At 38.4% G+C, this 20,355-nt stretch carries 16 protein-coding genes; 10 read left to right on the plus strand and 6 right to left on the minus strand.

The features are described from left to right. The first annotated feature begins 1 nt into the window (after position 1). The 8 genes from H3Z82_RS07150 (at position 2) to H3Z82_RS07185 (ending at position 12,488) form a co-directional block, all read left to right on the plus strand. Positions 2–1,468 (plus strand): RagB/SusD family nutrient uptake outer membrane protein, encoded by a 1,467-nt coding sequence (locus tag H3Z82_RS07150; RefSeq protein WP_182204194.1) that lies wholly within the window; start codon positions 2–4, stop codon positions 1,466–1,468. Between the two features lie 11 nt (positions 1,469–1,479). Then, a complete protein-coding gene (locus H3Z82_RS07155; protein ID WP_182204196.1) occupies positions 1,480–3,546 on the plus strand; it encodes a hypothetical protein in 2,067 nt (688 codons plus the stop codon). 17 nt (positions 3,547–3,563) lie between these two features. Further along, on the plus strand, positions 3,564–5,207 hold the full coding sequence (locus H3Z82_RS07160; RefSeq protein WP_182204198.1) for a glycoside hydrolase family 16 protein: 1,644 nt from the start codon (positions 3,564–3,566) through the stop codon (positions 5,205–5,207). Continuing rightward, positions 5,208–7,505, plus strand: a complete 2,298-nt coding sequence (gene bglX / locus H3Z82_RS07165) for a beta-glucosidase BglX (protein ID WP_182204200.1) — start codon at positions 5,208–5,210, stop codon at positions 7,503–7,505. Then, positions 7,502–8,263, plus strand: coding sequence for a glycoside hydrolase family 16 protein (locus H3Z82_RS07170; RefSeq protein WP_182204203.1), 762 nt, complete (start codon positions 7,502–7,504; stop codon positions 8,261–8,263). Before bglX ends, H3Z82_RS07170 begins: the two co-directional genes overlap by 4 nt. Positions 8,264–8,414: 151 nt before the next feature. Continuing rightward, the gene (locus tag H3Z82_RS07175) at positions 8,415–9,422 is read left to right on the plus strand and encodes a LacI family DNA-binding transcriptional regulator (protein ID WP_182204205.1); all 1,008 of its coding nucleotides are present in this window, start codon (positions 8,415–8,417) and stop codon (positions 9,420–9,422) included. A gap of 307 nt (positions 9,423–9,729) precedes the next feature. After that, complete coding sequence (locus tag H3Z82_RS07180) at positions 9,730–12,018, plus strand: TonB-dependent receptor (RefSeq protein ID WP_182204207.1); 2,289 nt, start codon at positions 9,730–9,732, stop codon at positions 12,016–12,018. Between the two features lie 131 nt (positions 12,019–12,149). After that, positions 12,150–12,488, plus strand: coding sequence for a DUF4870 domain-containing protein (locus H3Z82_RS07185; protein ID WP_182204209.1), 339 nt, complete (start codon positions 12,150–12,152; stop codon positions 12,486–12,488). A 598-nt stretch (positions 12,489–13,086) separates the two neighbouring features. On the opposite strand, the gene dnaN is transcribed toward H3Z82_RS07185, so the two are convergent. The 6 genes from dnaN to H3Z82_RS07215 all read right to left on the minus strand — a co-directional run bounded on the left by dnaN (position 13,087) and on the right by H3Z82_RS07215 (position 18,503). Then, positions 13,087–14,205 carry a DNA polymerase III subunit beta gene (gene dnaN, locus H3Z82_RS07190; protein ID WP_182204210.1) on the minus strand — a complete coding sequence of 373 codons (1,119 nt, stop codon included), beginning with the start codon at positions 14,203–14,205 and terminating at the stop codon, positions 13,087–13,089. Between the two features lie 178 nt (positions 14,206–14,383). Then, entirely contained in the window at positions 14,384–16,054 is a 1,671-nt protein-coding gene (gene gldG / locus H3Z82_RS07195; RefSeq protein WP_182204211.1) for a gliding motility-associated ABC transporter substrate-binding protein GldG, read from the minus strand. Further along, a complete protein-coding gene (locus H3Z82_RS07200) occupies positions 16,041–16,472 on the minus strand; it encodes a hypothetical protein (RefSeq protein WP_235982397.1) in 432 nt (143 codons plus the stop codon). The genes gldG and H3Z82_RS07200 overlap by 14 nt, the downstream gene beginning before the upstream one ends. A 64-nt stretch (positions 16,473–16,536) precedes the next feature. Then, a complete protein-coding gene (gene gldF, locus H3Z82_RS07205; RefSeq protein WP_182204213.1) occupies positions 16,537–17,247 on the minus strand; it encodes a gliding motility-associated ABC transporter permease subunit GldF in 711 nt (236 codons plus the stop codon). A 15-nt stretch (positions 17,248–17,262) separates the two neighbouring features. After that, positions 17,263–17,559 carry a putative quinol monooxygenase gene (locus H3Z82_RS07210; RefSeq protein WP_182204214.1) on the minus strand — a complete coding sequence of 99 codons (297 nt, stop codon included), beginning with the start codon at positions 17,557–17,559 and terminating at the stop codon, positions 17,263–17,265. 110 nt (positions 17,560–17,669) lie between these two features. After that, the gene (locus H3Z82_RS07215; protein ID WP_182204217.1) at positions 17,670–18,503 is read right to left on the minus strand and encodes an SAM hydrolase/SAM-dependent halogenase family protein; all 834 of its coding nucleotides are present in this window, start codon (positions 18,501–18,503) and stop codon (positions 17,670–17,672) included. 208 nt (positions 18,504–18,711) lie between these two features. On the opposite strand from H3Z82_RS07215, the gene H3Z82_RS07220 reads away from it, so the two are divergent. Both H3Z82_RS07220 and H3Z82_RS07225 read left to right on the plus strand, forming a co-directional pair. Next, positions 18,712–19,665: a PhoH family protein gene (locus tag H3Z82_RS07220; RefSeq protein ID WP_182204219.1), complete on the plus strand. Its 954-nt coding sequence runs from the start codon at positions 18,712–18,714 to the stop codon at positions 19,663–19,665. 164 nt (positions 19,666–19,829) lie between these two features. After that, a complete protein-coding gene (locus tag H3Z82_RS07225) occupies positions 19,830–20,339 on the plus strand; it encodes a hypothetical protein (protein WP_182204222.1) in 510 nt (169 codons plus the stop codon). The last annotated feature ends 16 nt before the right edge of the window (positions 20,340–20,355 follow it).

Consider the following 20,355-nt stretch of genomic DNA (forward strand, 5'->3'; position numbering starts at 1 on the left):
CATGAAAGGGAATTTAAAAAAAATATTGGCAATCGTACTCTTCACCACACTTTTGACCTGTGATGATTACTTGGAGATATTGCCAGAAGGTCAAGAAAACACCGAGAATTATTTTAATTCGAAATCTGACTATGAAGATGCGTTAATCGGTGTCTATGATTTGTTGGGAACCACCTATCTCAGTAATATTTTGGGAGAAATAGCTTCCGATAACAGCAATTGTGGAGGTGGCGATCAAACCGATGTTTTAGATTGGCAGCAGATCGATGATATGATCCATACCGCGGACAACGGTGCTTTACGAAATGTTTTTCAGTGGATGTATGCCGGAATCAGTCGCGCCAATTATATCGTAGAATTTAAAGATAAAATGGATTTTCAGGGGAAAGAGCAATTGCTTGCCGAGAATTTATTTTTAAGATCGTATTTCTACTTTGAATTGGTGAAATTCTTTGGGGACGTTCCAATGTATTTGGACGGTAGAATTTCTTTGGAAGATTCTCAAGCTATCGATAGAACTCCAAAAGCAGAAGTGTATGCACAATTGGAAGCCGATTTAAAAACAGCAATTGAAAGCCTGCCTTGGGAACAAGCGCAGAATGGACGTGCTACTAGAGGAGCCGCATTAGCACTGTTGGGAAAAATATACCTCTACCAAGAGAAATTCCAGGATGCCGCAACTACTTTAGATAAGGTCATTACTTCGGGGCAATACCAATTGGTTTCTGATTTTAGCACCATCTTTTTAAATTCCAACGAAAATAATATAGAGTCGGTTTTTGAAGTTCAGTATTTTGGTGGCCAAGGCGCCAGTTTTGATTGTTTTCAATGTGTGGAAGGTAATATTGCAGTTGGGTTTATGGGACCACGTTTTTTAAATGGCGACTTTTCACCTTATACCAGTGGGTTTAGTTTTAATCCTCCGACCGCTGAAATTTTCAACAGTTATTCTTCCGATGATGTCCGAAGAGATGCAACCATTTTAGATATGGAAGCTTTTGTAGCCGAAAGACCGGATGTGACTTTCAGTCAAGGAAACACCGATGATTACACAGGCTATTATAATAAGAAATACATTCCTTACGCTGAGGCAAACTTGCCAGATGTGAATCTGACTCATAGTAATAATTACCGTTCCATCCGTTATTCTGATGTTTTATTGATGGCAGCAGAAGCTTACAATAGAGGCGCCATTGATGATTCAAAAGCAAGAAATTACGTTAATCTAGTGCGAGAAAGAGCAGGACTGGAAGATGTAACCTCTTCAGGCGGGAATCTTACACAGGACATTTATAGAGAAAGACGATTGGAATTGGCTGGAGAAGGACATCGGTTTTTTGATCAGGTAAGAACTGGTCAGACCAGTACCATTAAAGGGTTTACACCAGGTAAACATGAATTGTTCCCAATTCCTCGAATTGAGATTGAATTGGCAGGAAATCGATGGACACAAAACCCAGGTTACTAAAATATAAGCATATGAAAGTTTTAAAATACACATTGAGTCTTGCCTTGTTGGTAGTTGCCATTTATAGTTGTTCTCAGGATGACGACATAGTGAATATCAATGAGATTGCCGCACCAACAAATGTTTCGGCAGCAGTTAGAGTAACAAACGACAATACAGGATTGACCACCCTAACGCCTTTAGGCGACGGAGCGGTTGGTTTTGTTATTGAATTTGGGGACGGTTCAGAGCCCTCAGAAATTATCCAACCAGGTAAAAGTGTCAACCACATTTATGAGGAAGGCAGTTATGAGATGACGGTTAAAGCCAACGGATTAAACGGCTTATCCACCACCGTAACGCAAACCGTGGAAGTTTCGTTCCAAGCACCAGAAAACTTGGAGGTCACTATTGCTAATGACCCTACCATATCAAAACAAGTCAATGTCAATGTATCGGCAGATTATGCGCTTTACTTCCAAGTTGATTTTGGTGAGGAAGGCAGCGAGCCTATAGAAGGAAATATTGATGACACCGTATCTTTCGTATATCAAGAAACCGGAACTTACACCATTACAGTTACCGCCTTTAGTGCCGCTATAGAAAATATAAGCTATACGGAAGAGTTTGAAGTGACGGCTATTTTACAACCGTTGAAAGCAGCACCGAAACCGCCATCACGATCGGAAGATGATGTGATTTCTGTTTATAGTGATGCCTATACCAACATCCAAAACACTGATTTTTATCCAGATTGGGGACAGAGCACAACGTTCAACCAGATTACGATAGATAATAGTGAGATTATCCAATACGGAAATTTAAATTATCAAGGCATTATGTTAGGGGCACCAGCAGATGCCTCGGCTATGGAATTTGTTCATATCGATATCTGGACCGCTGATGATAATAATGCAAAAATATCCCCTATCAGCTCAGGGCCAAATGAAGCAGCTTTCGAATTGGAATTGACGCCGCAACAATGGACGTCATTCAATATTCCATTAGCGTATTTTACGGATCAAAATCCGTCGCTCAATTTAGCCGATATCTTCCAATTCAAGTTTGATGGCGATCCTGCCGGAGGAACAATTTTTATTGATAATCTCTATTTTTTCAGAGCACCATCCATCCCTTTCACTTTGGCTGGGAGCTGGAAATTAGCTGATGAACCAGGTTCGTTAGGCGTAGGACCTGCGCTTGGAGATAAGGGTTGGTTCAGTTGTGACGGCGATTGTATGGTCGAAAGAGCCTGTTTCTATGATGACACTTACGTGTTTAATGCTGACGGAAGTTTTACCAATAATTTAGGTGATGACACTTGGATTGAAGGCTGGCAAGGCGGTAGTGACGGTTGTGGTTCACCGGTGGCACCTCACGACGGATCGGCAGCGGCAACATATGAATATGATGCAGCTGCAGGCACGATCACCTTAAATGGATCCGGAGCATATCTTGGTGTTCCTAAAGCGAACAACCAAGGGGAGCTGCCTAATGTTGAAATTGCCAATTCTATAACCTACACCGTTGAAATTGTGGATGAAAACACCATCAGCGCCTATGTAGAATCAGGGTCCGGCGTTTTCTGGCAATTCACATTGGTTAGAGCGAGTGCACCACCATCCCCTTTACAAGGCACATGGAAGTTGGCTGACGAAGCTGGTGCGCTTGGTGTAGGACCTTGGGTTGGAGACATTGGTTGGTTCAATTGCGATGATGCTTGTGTTATTGAAAGAGCATGCTTCTATGATGATACGTATGTTTTTGGAGCAGACGGATCTTTCAAAAACAATCTAGGCTCAGAAACTTGGGTAGAAGGTTGGCAAGGTGGCGACGAAGGTTGCGGTGCACCTGTTGCACCACATGACGGCTCAGCCCCAGCAACTTTTACTTATGACCATGCCGCAGGGACGGTAACCATTAATGGCGTTGGTGCTTATATAGGTCTTGCCAAAGTTACTAATGAAGGTGAATTGCCTAATGTACCTGTTGCTGAATCTATCACTTACAATGTAACGCTTGTCGATGCCAATAATATGGATGTTTTTATAGAATCAGGTGATGGCGCGTTTTGGCAATATAAGCTTGTGAGATTATAATTAATAAAATCAAAGAGATGAAAAAATTAAGTAAAATAATAGGCCTAATTGCCGTATTGGCATTTTTCGGAAGCTGTGAAAAAGACGATCCCACCATCGGAGATATCATTGCGCCAACAAATATTGTGGTCACGACAGAAATTGTAGGACAAGATGCCGATAATCCTTTTGGAGACGGTACTGGAATCATTAATTTTTCTGCACGTGCAAACAACGCCTTGTCGTATAAATTCGTAACGCCTGGAGGACAACAAATGTCAGCCTCAGGAAATGCGGCAATCACTTTTACAAATGTGGGAATCAATTCTTACCAAGTCGCCGTTGTGGCTATTGGAACGGGAGGCGTAACTTCATCTGTTACTGTAGATGTGGAAGTCCTTGTAACCTATGAACCTCCAGCAGATTTATTGGAAAAACTGGTAGGCGATGGAAGTAAAACATGGCGTATAAAATCTGAAAAGAAAGGCCACTTCGGTTTAGGGCCTGTGGATGGAAATGTTCCAGTAGAGTATTTTGGTGTTCAACCAGAGGAAAAAGCGGGATCAGGGATGTATACGGACCGCTATATTTTTGATCGTGATGGTACGTTCACACATATTACCGATAGTACCAACGATGATCCTACCTATAATCCAGAGGGCACCGTCTTTGGACGTGAGAATTTGATCAACGAGTTAGGTGGTGTTGGTGGCGGAACCCAACAAGAAGCTGATGTCTTAAATTATCCGTTAAATGATTACACTGAAAATTGGGGGCTAATTGCTCCAGGGGGTGTAGAAACTTTAACCTTAACTGGCAAAGGATTTATTGGGTACTATGTAGGCGGAAATCATCAGTATCGCATCTTTGATAGATCGGTTTCCAATGAATTGCTCATCACTACCAATGATGGCAACGGGGAGTTCAGTTGGTGGTTTATCATCACCTCTCAAGAGCCAGGCGAAGGTGAAGTGGATGAACCGTTCAGTTCAGTTTATAACGATTTGGTTTGGGAAGATACTTTTGATGTTGATGGTGCTCCAGATCCTGATAAATGGACCTATGACCTTGGTACAGGCGATAATGGATGGGGCAATAACGAGAAACAATCGTACACCAATAATCCTGATAACGTCAAGATAGAAGATGGTATTCTAAAAATCACTGCCAAGGCTGAAAATGGATCTTACACCTCTTCAAGAATCAAAACCGATGGCATATATTCCTTTACCTACGGTAGGGTAGAAGTGAGGGCAAAACTTCCTTCGGGAGGCGGTACCTGGCCAGCGATTTGGATGTTAGGCCAAAATTATCAAACCGACATATGGCCGGCCAGTGGAGAAATTGATGTCATGGAACATGTCGGGAATAACCAAAATACCATTCTTTCCGCTTTACATTTTCCTGGAAATTATGGCGGAAATGCGGTAACTCAATCCACCACATTACCTACAGCCTCAACTGAATTCCATAACTACAGTGTAGAATGGACGCCAGAGTTTATAAAGTTTTTAGTCGATGATAAAGTGTTTCACACGTTTGCAAACGACGTCTCAACACCTTTCAATGCCGATTTCTTTTTGATTTTGAATGTGGCTATGGGTGGAAATTTGGGCGGAGCAATCGATCCCAATTTTACGGCATCGACTTTGGAAATTGACTATGTTAAAGTATACCAGTAAATGAAGAACATTTTATTATTATTGATTAGTAGCAGCCTACTCGTTGGCTTGGTTTCTTGTGAAGACGCCCATGCCAGGAGTAGTGATGAAGGGACTTCGGTTATTGAAGTAGACTCTATTGGGATTAAAGTGAATGCGCTTTTAGCGCGCATGACCTTGGAGGAAAAGATTGGTCAAATGAACCAATATAATGGGTTTTGGGATGTCACAGGTCCTGCGCCGTCTGAAGGCGATGCAGCCAACAAGTATGAGCATCTTAAAAAAGGTATGGTTGGTTCCATGCTTAATGTAAGAGGGGTCAAAGAAGTGCGGGAAGTCCAAAAAATTGCAGTTGAAGAAACGCGCTTGGGCATTCCGTTGATTATCGGTTTTGACGTCATCCATGGATATAAAACCATCAGTCCAATTCCGCTTGCTGAAGCTGCAAGTTGGGATTTGGAAGCGATAAAGCTATCCGCACAAGTTGCGGCTGAAGAAGCTGCAGCTTCTGGTATTAATTGGACCTTTGCGCCAATGGTTGATATTTCGCGTGATGCAAGATGGGGACGGGTCATGGAAGGTGCGGGAGAAGATCCTTATTTAGCCTCATTAATTGCCGTAGCGCGCGTACAAGGTTTTCAAGGTGATGATTTGTCATTGGCAAATACTATTGCGGCCTGTGCAAAACACTTTGTAGGCTACGGTTTCCCGGTGGCTGGTAAAGATTATAACACTGTTGATGTGGGTACTTCCACTTTATATAACGTCCTTTTACCTCCTTTTAAAGCTGCAGAAGAAGCAGGAGTGAGAACGTTTATGAATGCTTTTAATGAGCTGAATGGGATTCCTGCAACAGGAAGCGCCTTTTTGCAACGTGATATTTTAAAAGGCGAATGGGATTTTGACGGTTTTATGGTTACCGATTGGGGCTCCATCAATGAAATGATAGCACACCGATATGCCAAAAATCGTCGTCAAGCGGCTGAGTTTGCCATAAACGCTGGAGCGGATATGGATATGGAATCTTACGCCTATGTTAATGAATTGGTAAGTCTCGTACAAGAAGGTCGAGTGGATGAAAGCTTGATTGACGATGCTGTAAAGCGAATTTTAAGGGTAAAATATGAACTCGGACTTTTTGATGATCCGTATAAATATTTAGATGAAACCGTTGAAAAAGAAGTCATTGGAAGTCAAAGAATTATGGATGCTGCTTTAGATATGGCAATAAAATCTATTGTTTTGTTAAAGAATGAAAACAATCTACTGCCATTGAAAAAGAACGGTCAAAAAATAGCTCTGATTGGTGCCTTGGCCAACGATAAAACAAGTCCATTGGGCAGTTGGCGAATTGCCGCTGATGATGAAACTGCAGTAACAGTTTTGGAAGGTATGCAAGCTTATAAAGGCAATACCTTAACTTATGAAAAAGGTGCTGATGTGGTTACTGGAGAAACACTTTTCCCTAAAGAATTAACACTTAATGTTTCGGACAAAAGCGGATTTTCATCAGCCGTAACTGCGGCCAAAAATGCAGATGTTGTGGTAATGGTGTTGGGCGAGCACGGTCTGAACTCGGGAGAAGGTAGAAGTCGATCAGAAATTGGTCTGACTGGCGTGCAGCAAGAATTATTGGAAACGGTTTATAAAGCGAATAAAAACATCGTATTGGTGCTCAATAACGGGAGGCCTTTAACTATTGAATGGGCAGATGAGCATATTCCAGCAATTGTAGAAGGATGGCATTTGGGTACTCAAAGTGGTCATGCCATTGCACAAGTGCTTTATGGCGATTATAACCCGAGTGGGAAATTGCCAATGACTTTTCCGAAAAACGTTGGACAGGTCCCAATTTATTACAATCACAAAAGTACAGGGAGACCATTGGATCCAGGTCAAGGCGAGGTGTTCTGGTCACACTATACAGATGTGAGTAACGCACCTTTATATCCTTTTGGCTATGGGTTGAGCTACACCACGTTTGGTTATAGTGACCTGAAGGTTGATGTTGTTTCAAACGATAAAGTGACCGTATCGGTTAAATTGACCAATACGGGTGATGTCAAAGGAAAGGAAGTTGCCCAATTATATTTAAGAGATGAATTTGCCAGTGTTACCCGACCTGTAAGGGAATTGAAAGGTTTTGAATTGGTGGAGTTGAATCCGAAGGAATCCAAGATTATAGAATTTACATTAACACATGCAGAATTGGGATTCTATGATAATAACGGAAAATATATTGTGGAACCAGGTACTTTCAGTGTTTTTGTAGGAGGCAGTTCTGATGCCACCTTAACTTCGAAATTCGATTTAAAATGAAATTGATCAATACCATCCTCATCATTACGCTCGCAGTATTCAATACGGCGCAATCGCAAGAACTTATCTTGGAGGAGCATTTTGATGGCGACCAATTGAATGAGGCCATTTGGAATTATGAACTTGGCGATGGTTGTCCTGACCTTTGTGGCTGGGGAAATAATGAACGACAAATTTATGTTAAGGAAAATGTCGAAGTCAAAGATGGAAAATTGGTTATTACCGCAAAGTTTGATGGTACCACCTATACTTCTGGGAAGATAAACACTAAGGAGACTATAGAGTTCCAATACGGCACTATTGAAGTGCGTGCAAAACTACCGAAAGGTAAAGGCGTTTGGCCTGCTATCTGGATGTTGGGCAGTGATATTTCAGAAGTAGGTTGGCCTCAATCGGGTGAAATTGATATTATGGAATATGTTGGTAAGAATCCCCACGAAATTCACACCACATTGCATACACCCGATAGTCATGGTCAATCAATAAATTCACAGGTCACGACCATTGAAAATGTTGAAGACGGTTTTCATGTTTACAAAAGCGAATGGACCAAAGACTTTATCAAGTTCTATATTGATGGGGTTTTGGTCTATACGTTTTCTCCAGAAGTGAAAAATGACAGCACTTGGCCATTTGACAAACCATTTTACCTATTGCTCAATCTAGCGGTTGGCGGCAATTTTGGAGGTCCGGAAGTGGATGATAATATATTTCCCCAAGAATTTAGCATTGATTATGTAAAAGTCTTTAAGAACTAAAGAGACAACTTTCATACGTGCTTAATTTCAATAAGTGAAATAATTAATTGAGATAAGTTTATAAAGTTGTTAAAAATTTAAGCAACCATATTGTATTAAAAATAAAGAGTGTACTTTTATAAAGTATACTCTTTTTTAATTTTAAATAGCCATGGTAACGCTCAAACACTTAGCAGAACAATTAAATGTGTCCGTATCAACAGTTTCTAAAGCTTTGAACAATAGCCCGGAAATCGGTAAAGAAACGATCCAACGTGTTAAGGAATTGGCGAAACATCTCAATTACCAACCCAATAAAATGGCGTTGAGCCTAAAAAGTAATAAAACCAATACTTTGGGCGTCATTATTCCGGATGTTCTTAATCATTTTTTTGCAAAAGCACTTTATGCCATTGAAATGGAAGCGTCAAAGCAAGGGTATAATATCATCACCTGTGTTTCCAATGAACTATTGTCGAAAGAGGAAAACAGTTTACAATTACTATCCAATGGCAGTGTTGACGGGTTTATCATGTCCATAGCCGAAGAAACCCAGAAACAAAACAAAACAGATCATATTTCGAGAGTTATAGACCGCGGCGTGCCTATGGTCTTATTTGATAGGGTATGTGACGATCTCGAGTGCGATAAGGTCATTATTGACGATTTTGGTGCAGCTTATGAGGCTACCAAACATTTATTAAATGAAGGACGGAAACATATTGTCCTCATTAGCGATATTGAAAAATTGAGCGTCGGAAAGCTTAGAACCAATGGGTATCTCAAGGCTTTGCAGGACGATGTTTTATATAAAGAGGAGCCTGTTGTTATTTCCGTAACCAAAGACGATAATTTAGAAGAGGTTGTTGATAACTTGTTCGACTCAAACAAAAATGTAGACGGTATTTTATCTGTAGATAATACCTCGGGGGTTGTGGCCCTTCATAAAGCTTTAAAGAGGGGCTATAAAATCCCGGAAAATTTATCTATTATTGGGTTTTCTGATAAAAATGTACTGGTTTTTACTGAGCCTAAATTATCTACAATCTCCCAGCACACATTTGATATTGGTAAATCTTCCGTACAATTACTCATTGATAGACTAAATCAAAAATCCAATTCAGAACACGTGACCACCACTATTAAAACCAAGTTGGTTCTGAGAGGGACAACCAAATGACGATTATTGTTCTAAAAAAAAATAAAAATCTTGAGATTTTATGTTTTTTGATTGGTCTCAAAATAATACCCCTAAAGCTTCATCTGGTGCCAAAATATCTGATCATTTCTGATTATAGTTCATTACTTTTGACAATTGAAAACATTCCAAATTGAACCTTGTTTGATGCGTAGCCTCTAAGTATTGATAATACAAATGCATTGAACACCCTAATGTTTTGAGTGTCAATATAGATACCAATTTATGCGTTAATGATATCACTGACTTTGTCATTTAAACAGTCAGTTTAAAAAACACGGAAAAAAAGATGAGATTTTTATTTTTGCAAACGATTATGACTTTCATGATCGTTTTTTTTAATATGCTCCAAGCACAAGAGCTAAAGGGATTCGTTACTACAGAAGAAGGTATCCCTATCCCTAATGTATCTGTTGTAAACCAAAATAAAGTAATCTCAAAAACGGATGCCAATGGTGTTTTCATACTTCCGAGATATTTTAATATTCCACTGAACATCAAATTTGAGCATCCCAATTATCGAATAGGAAAACATCTATTTTCTAAAGTCGATCAGATATTTTATCTAAAAGCGAAGATTGAAATTGAAGAGCTGAGTGAGGTAATGATCAATGCGCCCTTAGAAATAAAAAGCAACGCCATTATTCCTTCAGCAAAAGTCACCAGTGCAGCACTCGATCAGCAAAGTCCGGTGGCAGTTGTAGATGCCCTAAATAAAATTTCGGGTGTTTATATTCAAAGCGGCGCAATAAACACAAATCGGATTACGATACGCGGGGTTGGATCACGTACCTTATATGGCACCAATAAAATAAAAGCCTATTTTAATGGAATTCCAATTACCAATGGTGTGGGAGAAACAGCGTTGGATACCTATGATCCGGAAGATTTGAAATCTATAGAAATTATTAAAGGTCCTAAAAGCACTTTGTACGGCACCAACCTCGGTGGAACGATCCTTCTAAACTCCAAATACCCTAAATCAAAAGGCTATTCAATTGATAATAGAACCACCGTAGGTTCTTTCGGCTTGTTTAAAAACAGTACATCATCAAGTTTTTCTGATGAGAACTTTTCACTCCATTTTAATTACGATCATTTGGAAATGGATGGGTATCGGGAGAATGGCCAGTATAATAGAAACTCCTATTTTTTAAATACGAGTTATAAGTTAAACGATAAAACCCAGTTGTCGTTATTGGTTAGTCATACCAATTTTACGGCACAGATTCCAAGCTCTATTGGAAAGACGGATTATCTGGAAAATCCAGCAAAAGCAGCTTTTACCTGGGGGCAAGCCAAAGGTTATGTAGCAGATAAGAACAGTTTAGTTGGGTTGAACTTAAATTATAAGTTATCTGAAAGTTTTGAGAACAGCACCAGCGTATTTTATACTTATAATGATCATTATGAACCGCGGCCTTTTAATATCTTGGATGAATTTACCAATGGTTTTGGTGTGCGAAGTGTATTTACCAACAATTTTAATTTTTTAGGTCGAAAAGCCGTCTGGAATTTTGGTACTGAAGTTTTCAAGGATGAATTCCATTGGAAAACCATTGAAAACCGGTATGCTTCAAACGATGGAAATGGCAGTTTGGAAGGCGAGCTATTAAGCGATAACCGTGAAGATAGATCACAATTGAATGTGTTTTCAAGTATCACACTGCCTGTATTGGAAAAAGTAACACTCCAGGTGGGGATTAATTTCAACAAAACCAAATACGATTTTCAGGATGAATTCAATCTTGAAAGTGCCAATTTGAGTGCCTCAAGAAATTTTGATGCTATTGTTGCACCAAATGTTAATTTATCTTATCAATTGACGTCGAACCTACAGGCCTTTGCAAATGTGGGTTACGGTTTCAACTATCCCAGTTTGGAAGAAACCTTAACGCCTGATGGTGTCATTAATCCAGAGATTAGTCCAGAAAAAGGTTTTAACTACGAATTAGGGAGTGACGCTTATTTCTTTAAAAAGAGATGGCATATCATGGCTTCTTATTACATTATGGACATTCAGGATTTATTAGTGGCTCAACGCGTGGGAGATGACCAATATATTGGGAGAAATGCCGGACGCACCTTACACAAAGGGTTAGAAATAGCAACTGACTATAAACTTTATATAACAGATGCCATAAATGTGATGCCATACTTCAATGCGGCTTTTAATTGGCATCGATTTGAAGAGTTTGTAAGCGAGGATGTTGATTATTCAGGCAACGACCTCACAGGGGTTCCAAATTTATCGCTGGCATCAGGGATGGCGTTAAGTTATGATAATTTGGCTTTCTATATGAGTCATCTCTATGTTGGAGAAATGCCAATGAACGATGCCAATAGTCTGTATAGCGACGCCCACAGTCTCTTAAACTTAAAGATTGACTATTCTGGTCAACTCTTTAAAGCTCTAAATTTTAAGCTCATTTTTGGGGTCAATAATCTTGCGGATACTAAATATGCATCTTCAATTCTTATCAATGCCACAGGTTTTGGCAATTCCGAGCCACGATATTACTATCCTGGAAATCCGAGAAACTATTATGGTGGTGTGACATTGAATTTTCAATTTTAAAAAGTGTAACATTTTTGATGGTTGATCGTCATATAGTTACATCAATCATCATAATCCGAACTTCTTTTAAGTCCTTATAAAGATGATTTTAGATGAACACAATTTATTAACATCTAAAACACAAAATCAAAATGAGAGAAGACAGAACCTTAATCGTCATCACACATTTAAGCCAGTTAATAACTTTAGTAACAGGTTTTGGAAGCTTAATTTTACCATTAATTCTTTGGGTCACCCAGAAGGAGAAGGTTTATCAAATGGATGCCCATGGAAAAAACATCATTAACTTTCAGTTGAGCCTGATTGTTTATTGTTTTATTTGCATTCCACTGATTTTATTTTTTGGATTGGGGCTTTTAGGATTTATCGCCTTAGGTATCATTTCTATTGTTTTTCCTGTTGTCAATGCTATCAAGGCCAGCAATGGAGAAACCCCAATATATCCGCTATCTATTAATTTTATTTCCTAAATTTCCACGAAAGAAACAAATTCACACGAAAGTGGGAATCTCAGGTTGAAGTGCCCATTCAACTAATTGGCATAAGCGTTTTTAGTTTTTATAATTATACTGTGAAGGGTTTTATCTCCTATACATAAAAGCGCCTACTCAAATGGTTAGAATAAGCGCTTTTTAGTTATTCGTCTGATTTATGACGAGATTCCTGCCTTCGCCTAATTCCCACGAAAGTGGGAATCTCAGGTTGAAGTGCCCATTCAACTAATTGGCATAAGCGTTTTTAGTTTTTATAATTATACTGTGCAGGGTTTTATCTCCTATACATAAAAACGCCTACTCAAATGGTTAGAGTAAGCGCTTTTTAGTTATTCGTCTGTTTTATGATGAGATTCCTGCCTTCGCTTAATTCCCACGAAAGTGGGAATCTCAGTTTCAAGCGCCCATTCAAGTAATTGGTATAAGCGTTTTTAGTTTTAATAATTTTAATGTGCTTGTTTTATCTCCTATAAATAAAACGCCTACTCAAATGGATAGAGTAAGCGCTTTTTTATCATTCGTCTGTTTTATCCCGAGATTCCTGCTTTCTCAGGAATTGGTGCTTTCGCAGGAATTAGTTATTCAACATTACCGGCATCACCAACATGGTGACATATTCACCATCATCAAGGCCATCAATAGGGGTTAGGATTCCTGCTCTGTTTGGTAAACTCATTTCAAGTTGAACATCATCTGCCCCCAGATTATTTAACATTTCTGTCAAGAAACGTGAGTTGAATCCAATCTGCATGTCATCACCTTGATAATCGCAAGTCAAACGCTCTTCAGCTTTATTGCTATAGTCAATATCTTCTGCAGAAATGTTTAGCTCTGCACCAGCAATTTTTAAGCGTATTTGATGTGTCGTTTTATTCGAAAAGATACTGACACGCCTTACAGAATTTAAAAACTGGGTTCTATCAATAGTTAATTTATTAGGATTCTCCTTCGGAATTACTGCTTCGTAATTAGGGTATTTCCCATCGATCAATCGACAGACCAAGACTGAGTTTTCAAAAGTAAACTTGGCATTGGAGTCGTTATATTCTATGGTTACAGTATCGTCAGTTCCCGCTAAAATACCTTTTAATAGATTTAACGGTTTTTTCGGCATTATAAACTCTGCCACCTGATCTGCGGTAATATCTTCACGTGTGTATTTGACCAATTTATGCGCGTCAGTGGCTACAAATGTCAATCCTTCCGTTGAAAATTGAAAAAATACGCCACTCATTACTGGACGTAAATCGTCGTTTCCTGCCGCAAAGATTGTTTTGCTAATAGCCGTTGCCAAAATATCTCCCATGACCGTTGTTGTACTTGGGTCTTCTAAAGCTACCGCTTTTGGGAATTCATTTCCGTCAGCGTAAGCCAAGGCGTACTTACCATGGTTAGAGCTAATCTCGACAGTGTGGTTGTCTTCAACAACAAAGGTCAAAGGTTGTTCCGGAAATGTTTTAAGAGTGTCCAATAGTAATCGAGCAGGTAAAGCAATATTTCCCGTACTGGTACTTTCAACGTCTATAATAGAAGACATAGTGGTCTCTAAATCGCTCGCAGAAACAGTGAGCTGTGAATCGTTAAGTTCAAATAAGAAATTATCCAAGATAGGCAAGGTGTTTGAACTATTTATGACACCCCCCAGCACTTGTAACTGTTTGAGCAAATAGGTACTTGATACGATAAACTTCATGTATTTGTTTATTTTGTATATTATATTATTAGACCAAGCAAAGATATTTTAATAAACTGATATTAGTGAGTCTTAGTTATACAATTTTATTAACAGTTTGCTTATTGAAGCTCTGAAATTAATGATTTCTTTACAGAAACTCAAAGGCTCAAAATTGCATAAAATTTACTTTACTGTTTTAAGTGTACTTTCTGCGTCTCATATAATTATATACCAATCCAAAGAGCCCCAAGATTACTAAGGGCAAGCCTATAGATATCAATTGCCATTTTGTTTTTTTGTCTTCTATTTTCTGAGCATCTAAAAAGGCAATGTTGATGTCTTTAGTGCGCACATTTAATAAGTCGCCATCACTTAATAGATAATTTACGGCATTCAATAAAAAATCCTTATTGCCAAAACTCTGTCCGGTCCATCGGTCAAAACCTAATTCTTGAGGCTGATTTTTGACCACATCATTTTTAATGACATCTCCATCGCCAATAATAATCATTTTGGTGTTTGTACTTGAATCTTTGTTTGAGGCGCTATTAAATGGCTTAATTCGGTCCTTATAGACGGAGGTGAATTGACCTTCCAATAATACGGCCAAGTTCTGTGGGCCTCGCGTGTAAGTTGATGGATCTGGGTCTTGAGTTACAATCTGTAGACTAATTTCTTTTGGAACACCTTCCAGTTTAGTGAGCTGTGAACTCTGCAATAAAATGGTTTTGTTAGTGCTGCTTGTTAAAGTGTCCAATTGGCTGGCAAAATCAAATTTCACTAAGTTCAGGTTGCTCGTAATTGGGTGTTCTGGATTCCCGGCCGCTAATGGCGAATATGGCCATTTTAATGGTTGAAACTGTGCGTTGCTGCCTTCACCCATTGCAATAGTAATGGGAGCAGAGTACATGTCATTGACAATTACAGGATTAATTCGGACGCCATATTTAAAGAAAAAATCATTTAAATTTAGATTGTTTATCATGGCTACACCACGACCTTCATCATTATGAAGACTGTCTTTATCCATCAATATGCTTTCGGTAAGCCACAAGCTCTTTCCATCATTCATAGTATACTGGTCTAAAACCAGTTTCTCCTTTTCTGTAAAGGGTTCTGTTGGTTTTGCAGAGACAATAAGATCAAAATCATTGAGGTTTTTTAAGGTAGCTTCCGGATCGGAGGCTACACTGTCCAATGTAAAAGGCGCAATAAAATAATGTTCCTTGACGGTTTGAAGAAAATCGGCTAAATACTTATCCTCCAATTGACCATTTCCTTTTAAAATGGCAATTTTCTTACTTTTTGGCGTAACTAACTTCTGAAAACCCTCAGCAAATGCATATTCTAAATGTTGTATGGAAATCGTGACAACTTCTTGCTGTGTCGCACCAATTTTGTTTTTTATTAATGGGATTTTGGTTGTTTGATCATTATAGCTCGCCAATGCCCACGGAAATATCAATTCTTGAGAGGTTTTCCCACCTACATTAACGCTCAACTGTAAAGGCTCCAATCCACGTTGGATTAATTGTTCAATATTGGAATCGCGAGAGGCTTCATCTTCCAGGGGATTGATGAAATTGAACTTAATATGAGGATTGTCTAAAGAAAATTCTTCTAATAACTGTTGGGTTTCATTTCTTAGACGTCTGAATTCTGATGGGAAATTCCCTTCCAAAAACACATCAACAATTAAGGGAGATTTGACATCTTTAACAATTGCCTGTGCCGATTGAGAGAGCGAGTAACGTTGGTCTTGAGTGAGATCAAAACGTTTATAGACCTTAGTGCCAATCCAATTTAAGATGAGTAACACGATAAGGACAAGGACGGTTTTTATAAGGTTTGATTTATTCTTTATCATCAAATTTAATGTCTTGTTGATAATGGTTTAATTGACTTACTTTATTATTTTCAAATATGATTTCAACGGCTTCCGATTTACTGTTGAAGGCTCCAGGTAGAACACCAAGACCGTAATTCCATTTATCAACATCATGTCCATTGCTGGCGTCATCCCAACTTAGCCATTCATAAGGGCCTAAAATTTCTTTTACAGATTCTTTGGATTTCCCCATGAGGGTATCCGTTTCTTGAACGTTATCAAACATTTCATAGCGAAACCCCGGATTGCTTAGCCATATTTCAGAATCAAAATATTTTTCATGATGATAATTGCTGAAAATATTGATCAGAGGATAAAATGCGTAGAAATACACAAATGGTGTCAAGATGAGACTGAGTGGAATAGTAAGCCACTTCCGCTTGTCTATCGTGGTCATAAAAAGAAATATAAGTACGAACACGATAATTAAGAAAATGACAAAGAGCGGTGTTATGATCATATTATTTTTTTTGAATATTGAACTGGGTCAAAATGATGAAAAAGACCGAAATACTAACAAAATACAACAAATCTCTAGTGTCTAAAACCCCTCTACTAATACTGTTATAATGGGCTTCCATGCCAAACTGCTCTAATGGTAAAGCGCTTAATCCTGACAATCCTTCAAAACCAAAATAGAAGAAAAAGCATAAAAAAACGGCACTAATAAATGCAACAATCTGATTGTCAGAGATGGTGGATGCAAAAAGACCGATTGCTGCATAGGCAGCCACTAAGAAGAAAAGTCCTAAATAAGACCCAATAACACCCCCATAATCAAGGATGTCTGTGGTCATTTTTAAATTATCGAGGGCTAAAATATATAGCAGCGTTGGCAATAAGGCCATAATTATCAATACTAAAGCGCCAAAGTATTTACCCAAAACTATTTGTAGCTGAGATATAGGTTTAGTCACTAAAAGCTCTAAGGTGCCCTGCTTTTTTTCATCAGAGAAGCTCCTCATGGTTACCGCCGGAACTAAGAACACAAGAATCCATGGTGCTAAAAGAAAGAATGGCGTCAAATCGGCAAAACCACTTTCCAAGATGTTAAAATCGCCATTAAAAAGCCAGAGAAATAGTCCGTTAAGCACCAAAAACAGTGCAATCACCAGATAACCTATTGGAGAAGCAAAGAAGGAATTGATTTCTTTTTTAAGTATTGCAAACATCTATTTAATTCTAAATTATTTAAGTGATACCAATTTATCCACACTCCAAGCTTCTGGTTTGTCATTGAAATATTGTTTGGTTGTTGCCCAAACGGTTTTGAAAAGGTCAGAATTTCTATAATTTTCCAAATCTGACTCGGCTTTCCAATAGCTATAGGTGAAAAATATATTACTGTTTTCTTTGTCTCTGTAAAGCTCTAAAAACTCACAACCTTCAAAACCTCTAATAAGGTGTTTTTTTGTTTCAAAATAAGCAAGAAACGATTTAATCTTTGAAGGCTCAAAACTCATTTTTACAATTCTTACAAACATATTTTCAGTATTAAATATTCCTGCGTTCGCTAATCCTGCCGTTGGGCCATCAGTCTATAGTGTTCAATTTTCATTATACAGTTCACGGTCCTCCGTCTTCCAATATTCCCTTACTTCAAAAAATTCACCGTCACCGTATCCCTCATCTTTAATCCCATTAAGCTTGATGCGCTCCCTACAGTGGCAAGATCACTTTTATAAATGGCAATCTCTAAATAATTGGACGAATTGAAGACTACCAAACCGCGACCTTCATCTTGGCGTTGTTCTTCTGGAATGTCGAAATTAACAATATCACTGTATCTTTTATGGATTTCTTTAAATTTATAACTACGAGCCGAGATTTCAAAAGCGCGTCCCTTTCGGACCTGATCAAAAAATTTCCGGCGTATATTGGTGATCACATTACCATAATTGTCAATATATATGACGCTACCTATAATTTGTGACTGATCGTCATTGACAAATGGGTTAAGGTTTTTGATGGGCTTAATATCGTTTATCACTTTCCCGACCACTTCCAAAGTGCCGCCTCTAGCAATATGACAAGCTACCTTAACAAAAACATCAAGAACAGGAAAGTTGGTTGATGTTTTATCGTGAATATTGATCTCAACAATTTTTTCGGGTGTAATTTCATTGCAAATCATACTCATTATGCCATTATTGGCACATATAAAATAATGATCATCCAACTTCACGGCAATATGCTTGTTTTCTGGATTTAATTCAGAATCAATCCCAATGAGATGAATCGATCCCTTTGGAAAACTACTATAAGCATTTTGTAGAATATAGGCGGCTTCCAAAACATTAAAAGGTGAAACTGCGTGAGAAATATCAACAATCTTTACATCATCAAGTTCGTTGTAAATAGCACCTTTTACAGCGCCTACAAAATGGTCTTTTTCTCCAAAATCAGTGGTTAATGTTATGATTGCCATGAATTTTATTCTGTTCTTTGTTTTGTTGGGTTGTGCGTTATGACTATTTTACTGCATCAATTTAGGAAATAACTTATAATATATGTTTTGTTGAAACGTATATAGAATATTTCATTTAGATTTGTATAATTGGGTGAAAATATCAGTCTTTTTCTGCCCACGCAAAACTAATAAAACTTAAGAGATTAATATATTAAATCGGTAGCTTTTGAATGAACTTATAATTGAATTAGAAGAAATAGCTCCAAAAGATTTTTTTGGAGCGCACAATGTTAATATTGAACTTCTTAAAAAGTATTTTCCCAAATTGAAAATCGTGGCAAGAGGCAATAAAATTAAAGCCTATGGTGATGAAGATGTATTGGAGGAATTTGATAAGCGGATGGCGATGTTAACGGCACATTATGTTAAATACAATAAAATTGACGAAAATACCATAGAGCGTGTGTTAACTAGTGCAAGCAGTGACGAATATTCAACTACTGAAAAGAGTGGCGAAGCAATACTTCATGGTGTGGGCGGTAAGATCATTAAAGCTCAGACGGTCAACCAACGGAAATTGGTTGAGAGTATGCGACAAAATGATATGGTTTTTGCCATTGGTCCTGCGGGAACAGGAAAAACCTATACGGGCGTTGCACTGGCAGTTCAAGCATTGAAAAATAAAGAAGTCAAGAGAATTATTTTAACGCGGCCTGCCGTTGAAGCTGGTGAAAACCTTGGTTTTTTACCTGGCGATTTGAAAGAAAAGCTTGACCCTTATATGCAGCCGCTTTACGATGCTTTGAGAGATATGATTCCAGCCGAAAAGCTGGTACAATTGCTGGAAAAAGGAACCATTCAGATTGCGCCGCTGGCGTTTATGCGGGGACGTACTTTGGATAATGCCTTTGTAATCTTGGATGAAGGTCAAAATACCACACCTAACCAAATGAAAATGTTTTTGACCAGAATGGGCAAAAACGCCAAGTTTTTATTGACAGGAGATCCTGGTCAGATCGATTTGCCGAGACGTACCACCTCTGGACTGAAAGAAGCTCTTTTAATTTTAAGAAATGTGGAAGGTATTGGAATTGTGGTTTTAGACGAAAAGGATGTCATACGCCATAAACTCGTAAAAAGAATTATTCAGGCCTATAAGGAAATTGAACCAAGAGAATAAATTAGCATGTTGTCATGGCATCTGACAATGGTGTAAATTTGTCAGAAGTAGCAATAATTTCAGGATCAACCTATTGAATCTGTTTTTTAAAATTATCAATAAAAATGCCTGTAATGGTATGCCTTTTGTCCATTTGATATAATTAATTTTAAAAATTGTTACAAATGAAAAAAGTTATTCTATTACTTGCGCTCTTTATCGCGGGAACCACGATTGCGCAAAATCACGAGGTTGACGTGACCTCAAAAAACTCATGGTTGAAAATTGGTCTGAACGCTGGCGTTCCAATGGGTGACATCGATGACGTTTCATCTTTTGCACTCGGAATGGAATTGAAAGGTCAATATCTAGTGACTCCTAATTTTGGGATCGGGTTGACAACAGGCTACAACCACTTATTTGGGAAAGATGGCTTTGACGACTTCGGAATTATTCCAGCGGCTGCATTTGCGAGGTATTATTTCAAACCTAAAGGACTGTTTATTGGTGCCGACTTTGGTTACGGATTTTTAACCAATGTTGATAACAATGAAGGTGGACTTTATTTAAATCCGCAAATAGGCTACCACAATAGAGATTGGAATTTTTATGCCTACTACCAAAACACGTTTGCTGAAAATGATATAGATATTCAGGTGCTTGGTATTGGTGTAACTTACAATTTGAGATTCTAATTGATCCAAAAACAAA

The sequence above is a fragment of the Gelidibacter maritimus genome (assembly GCF_014062315.1).
GTDB classification, from domain to species: Bacteria; Bacteroidota; Bacteroidia; order Flavobacteriales; family Flavobacteriaceae; genus Gelidibacter; species Gelidibacter maritimus.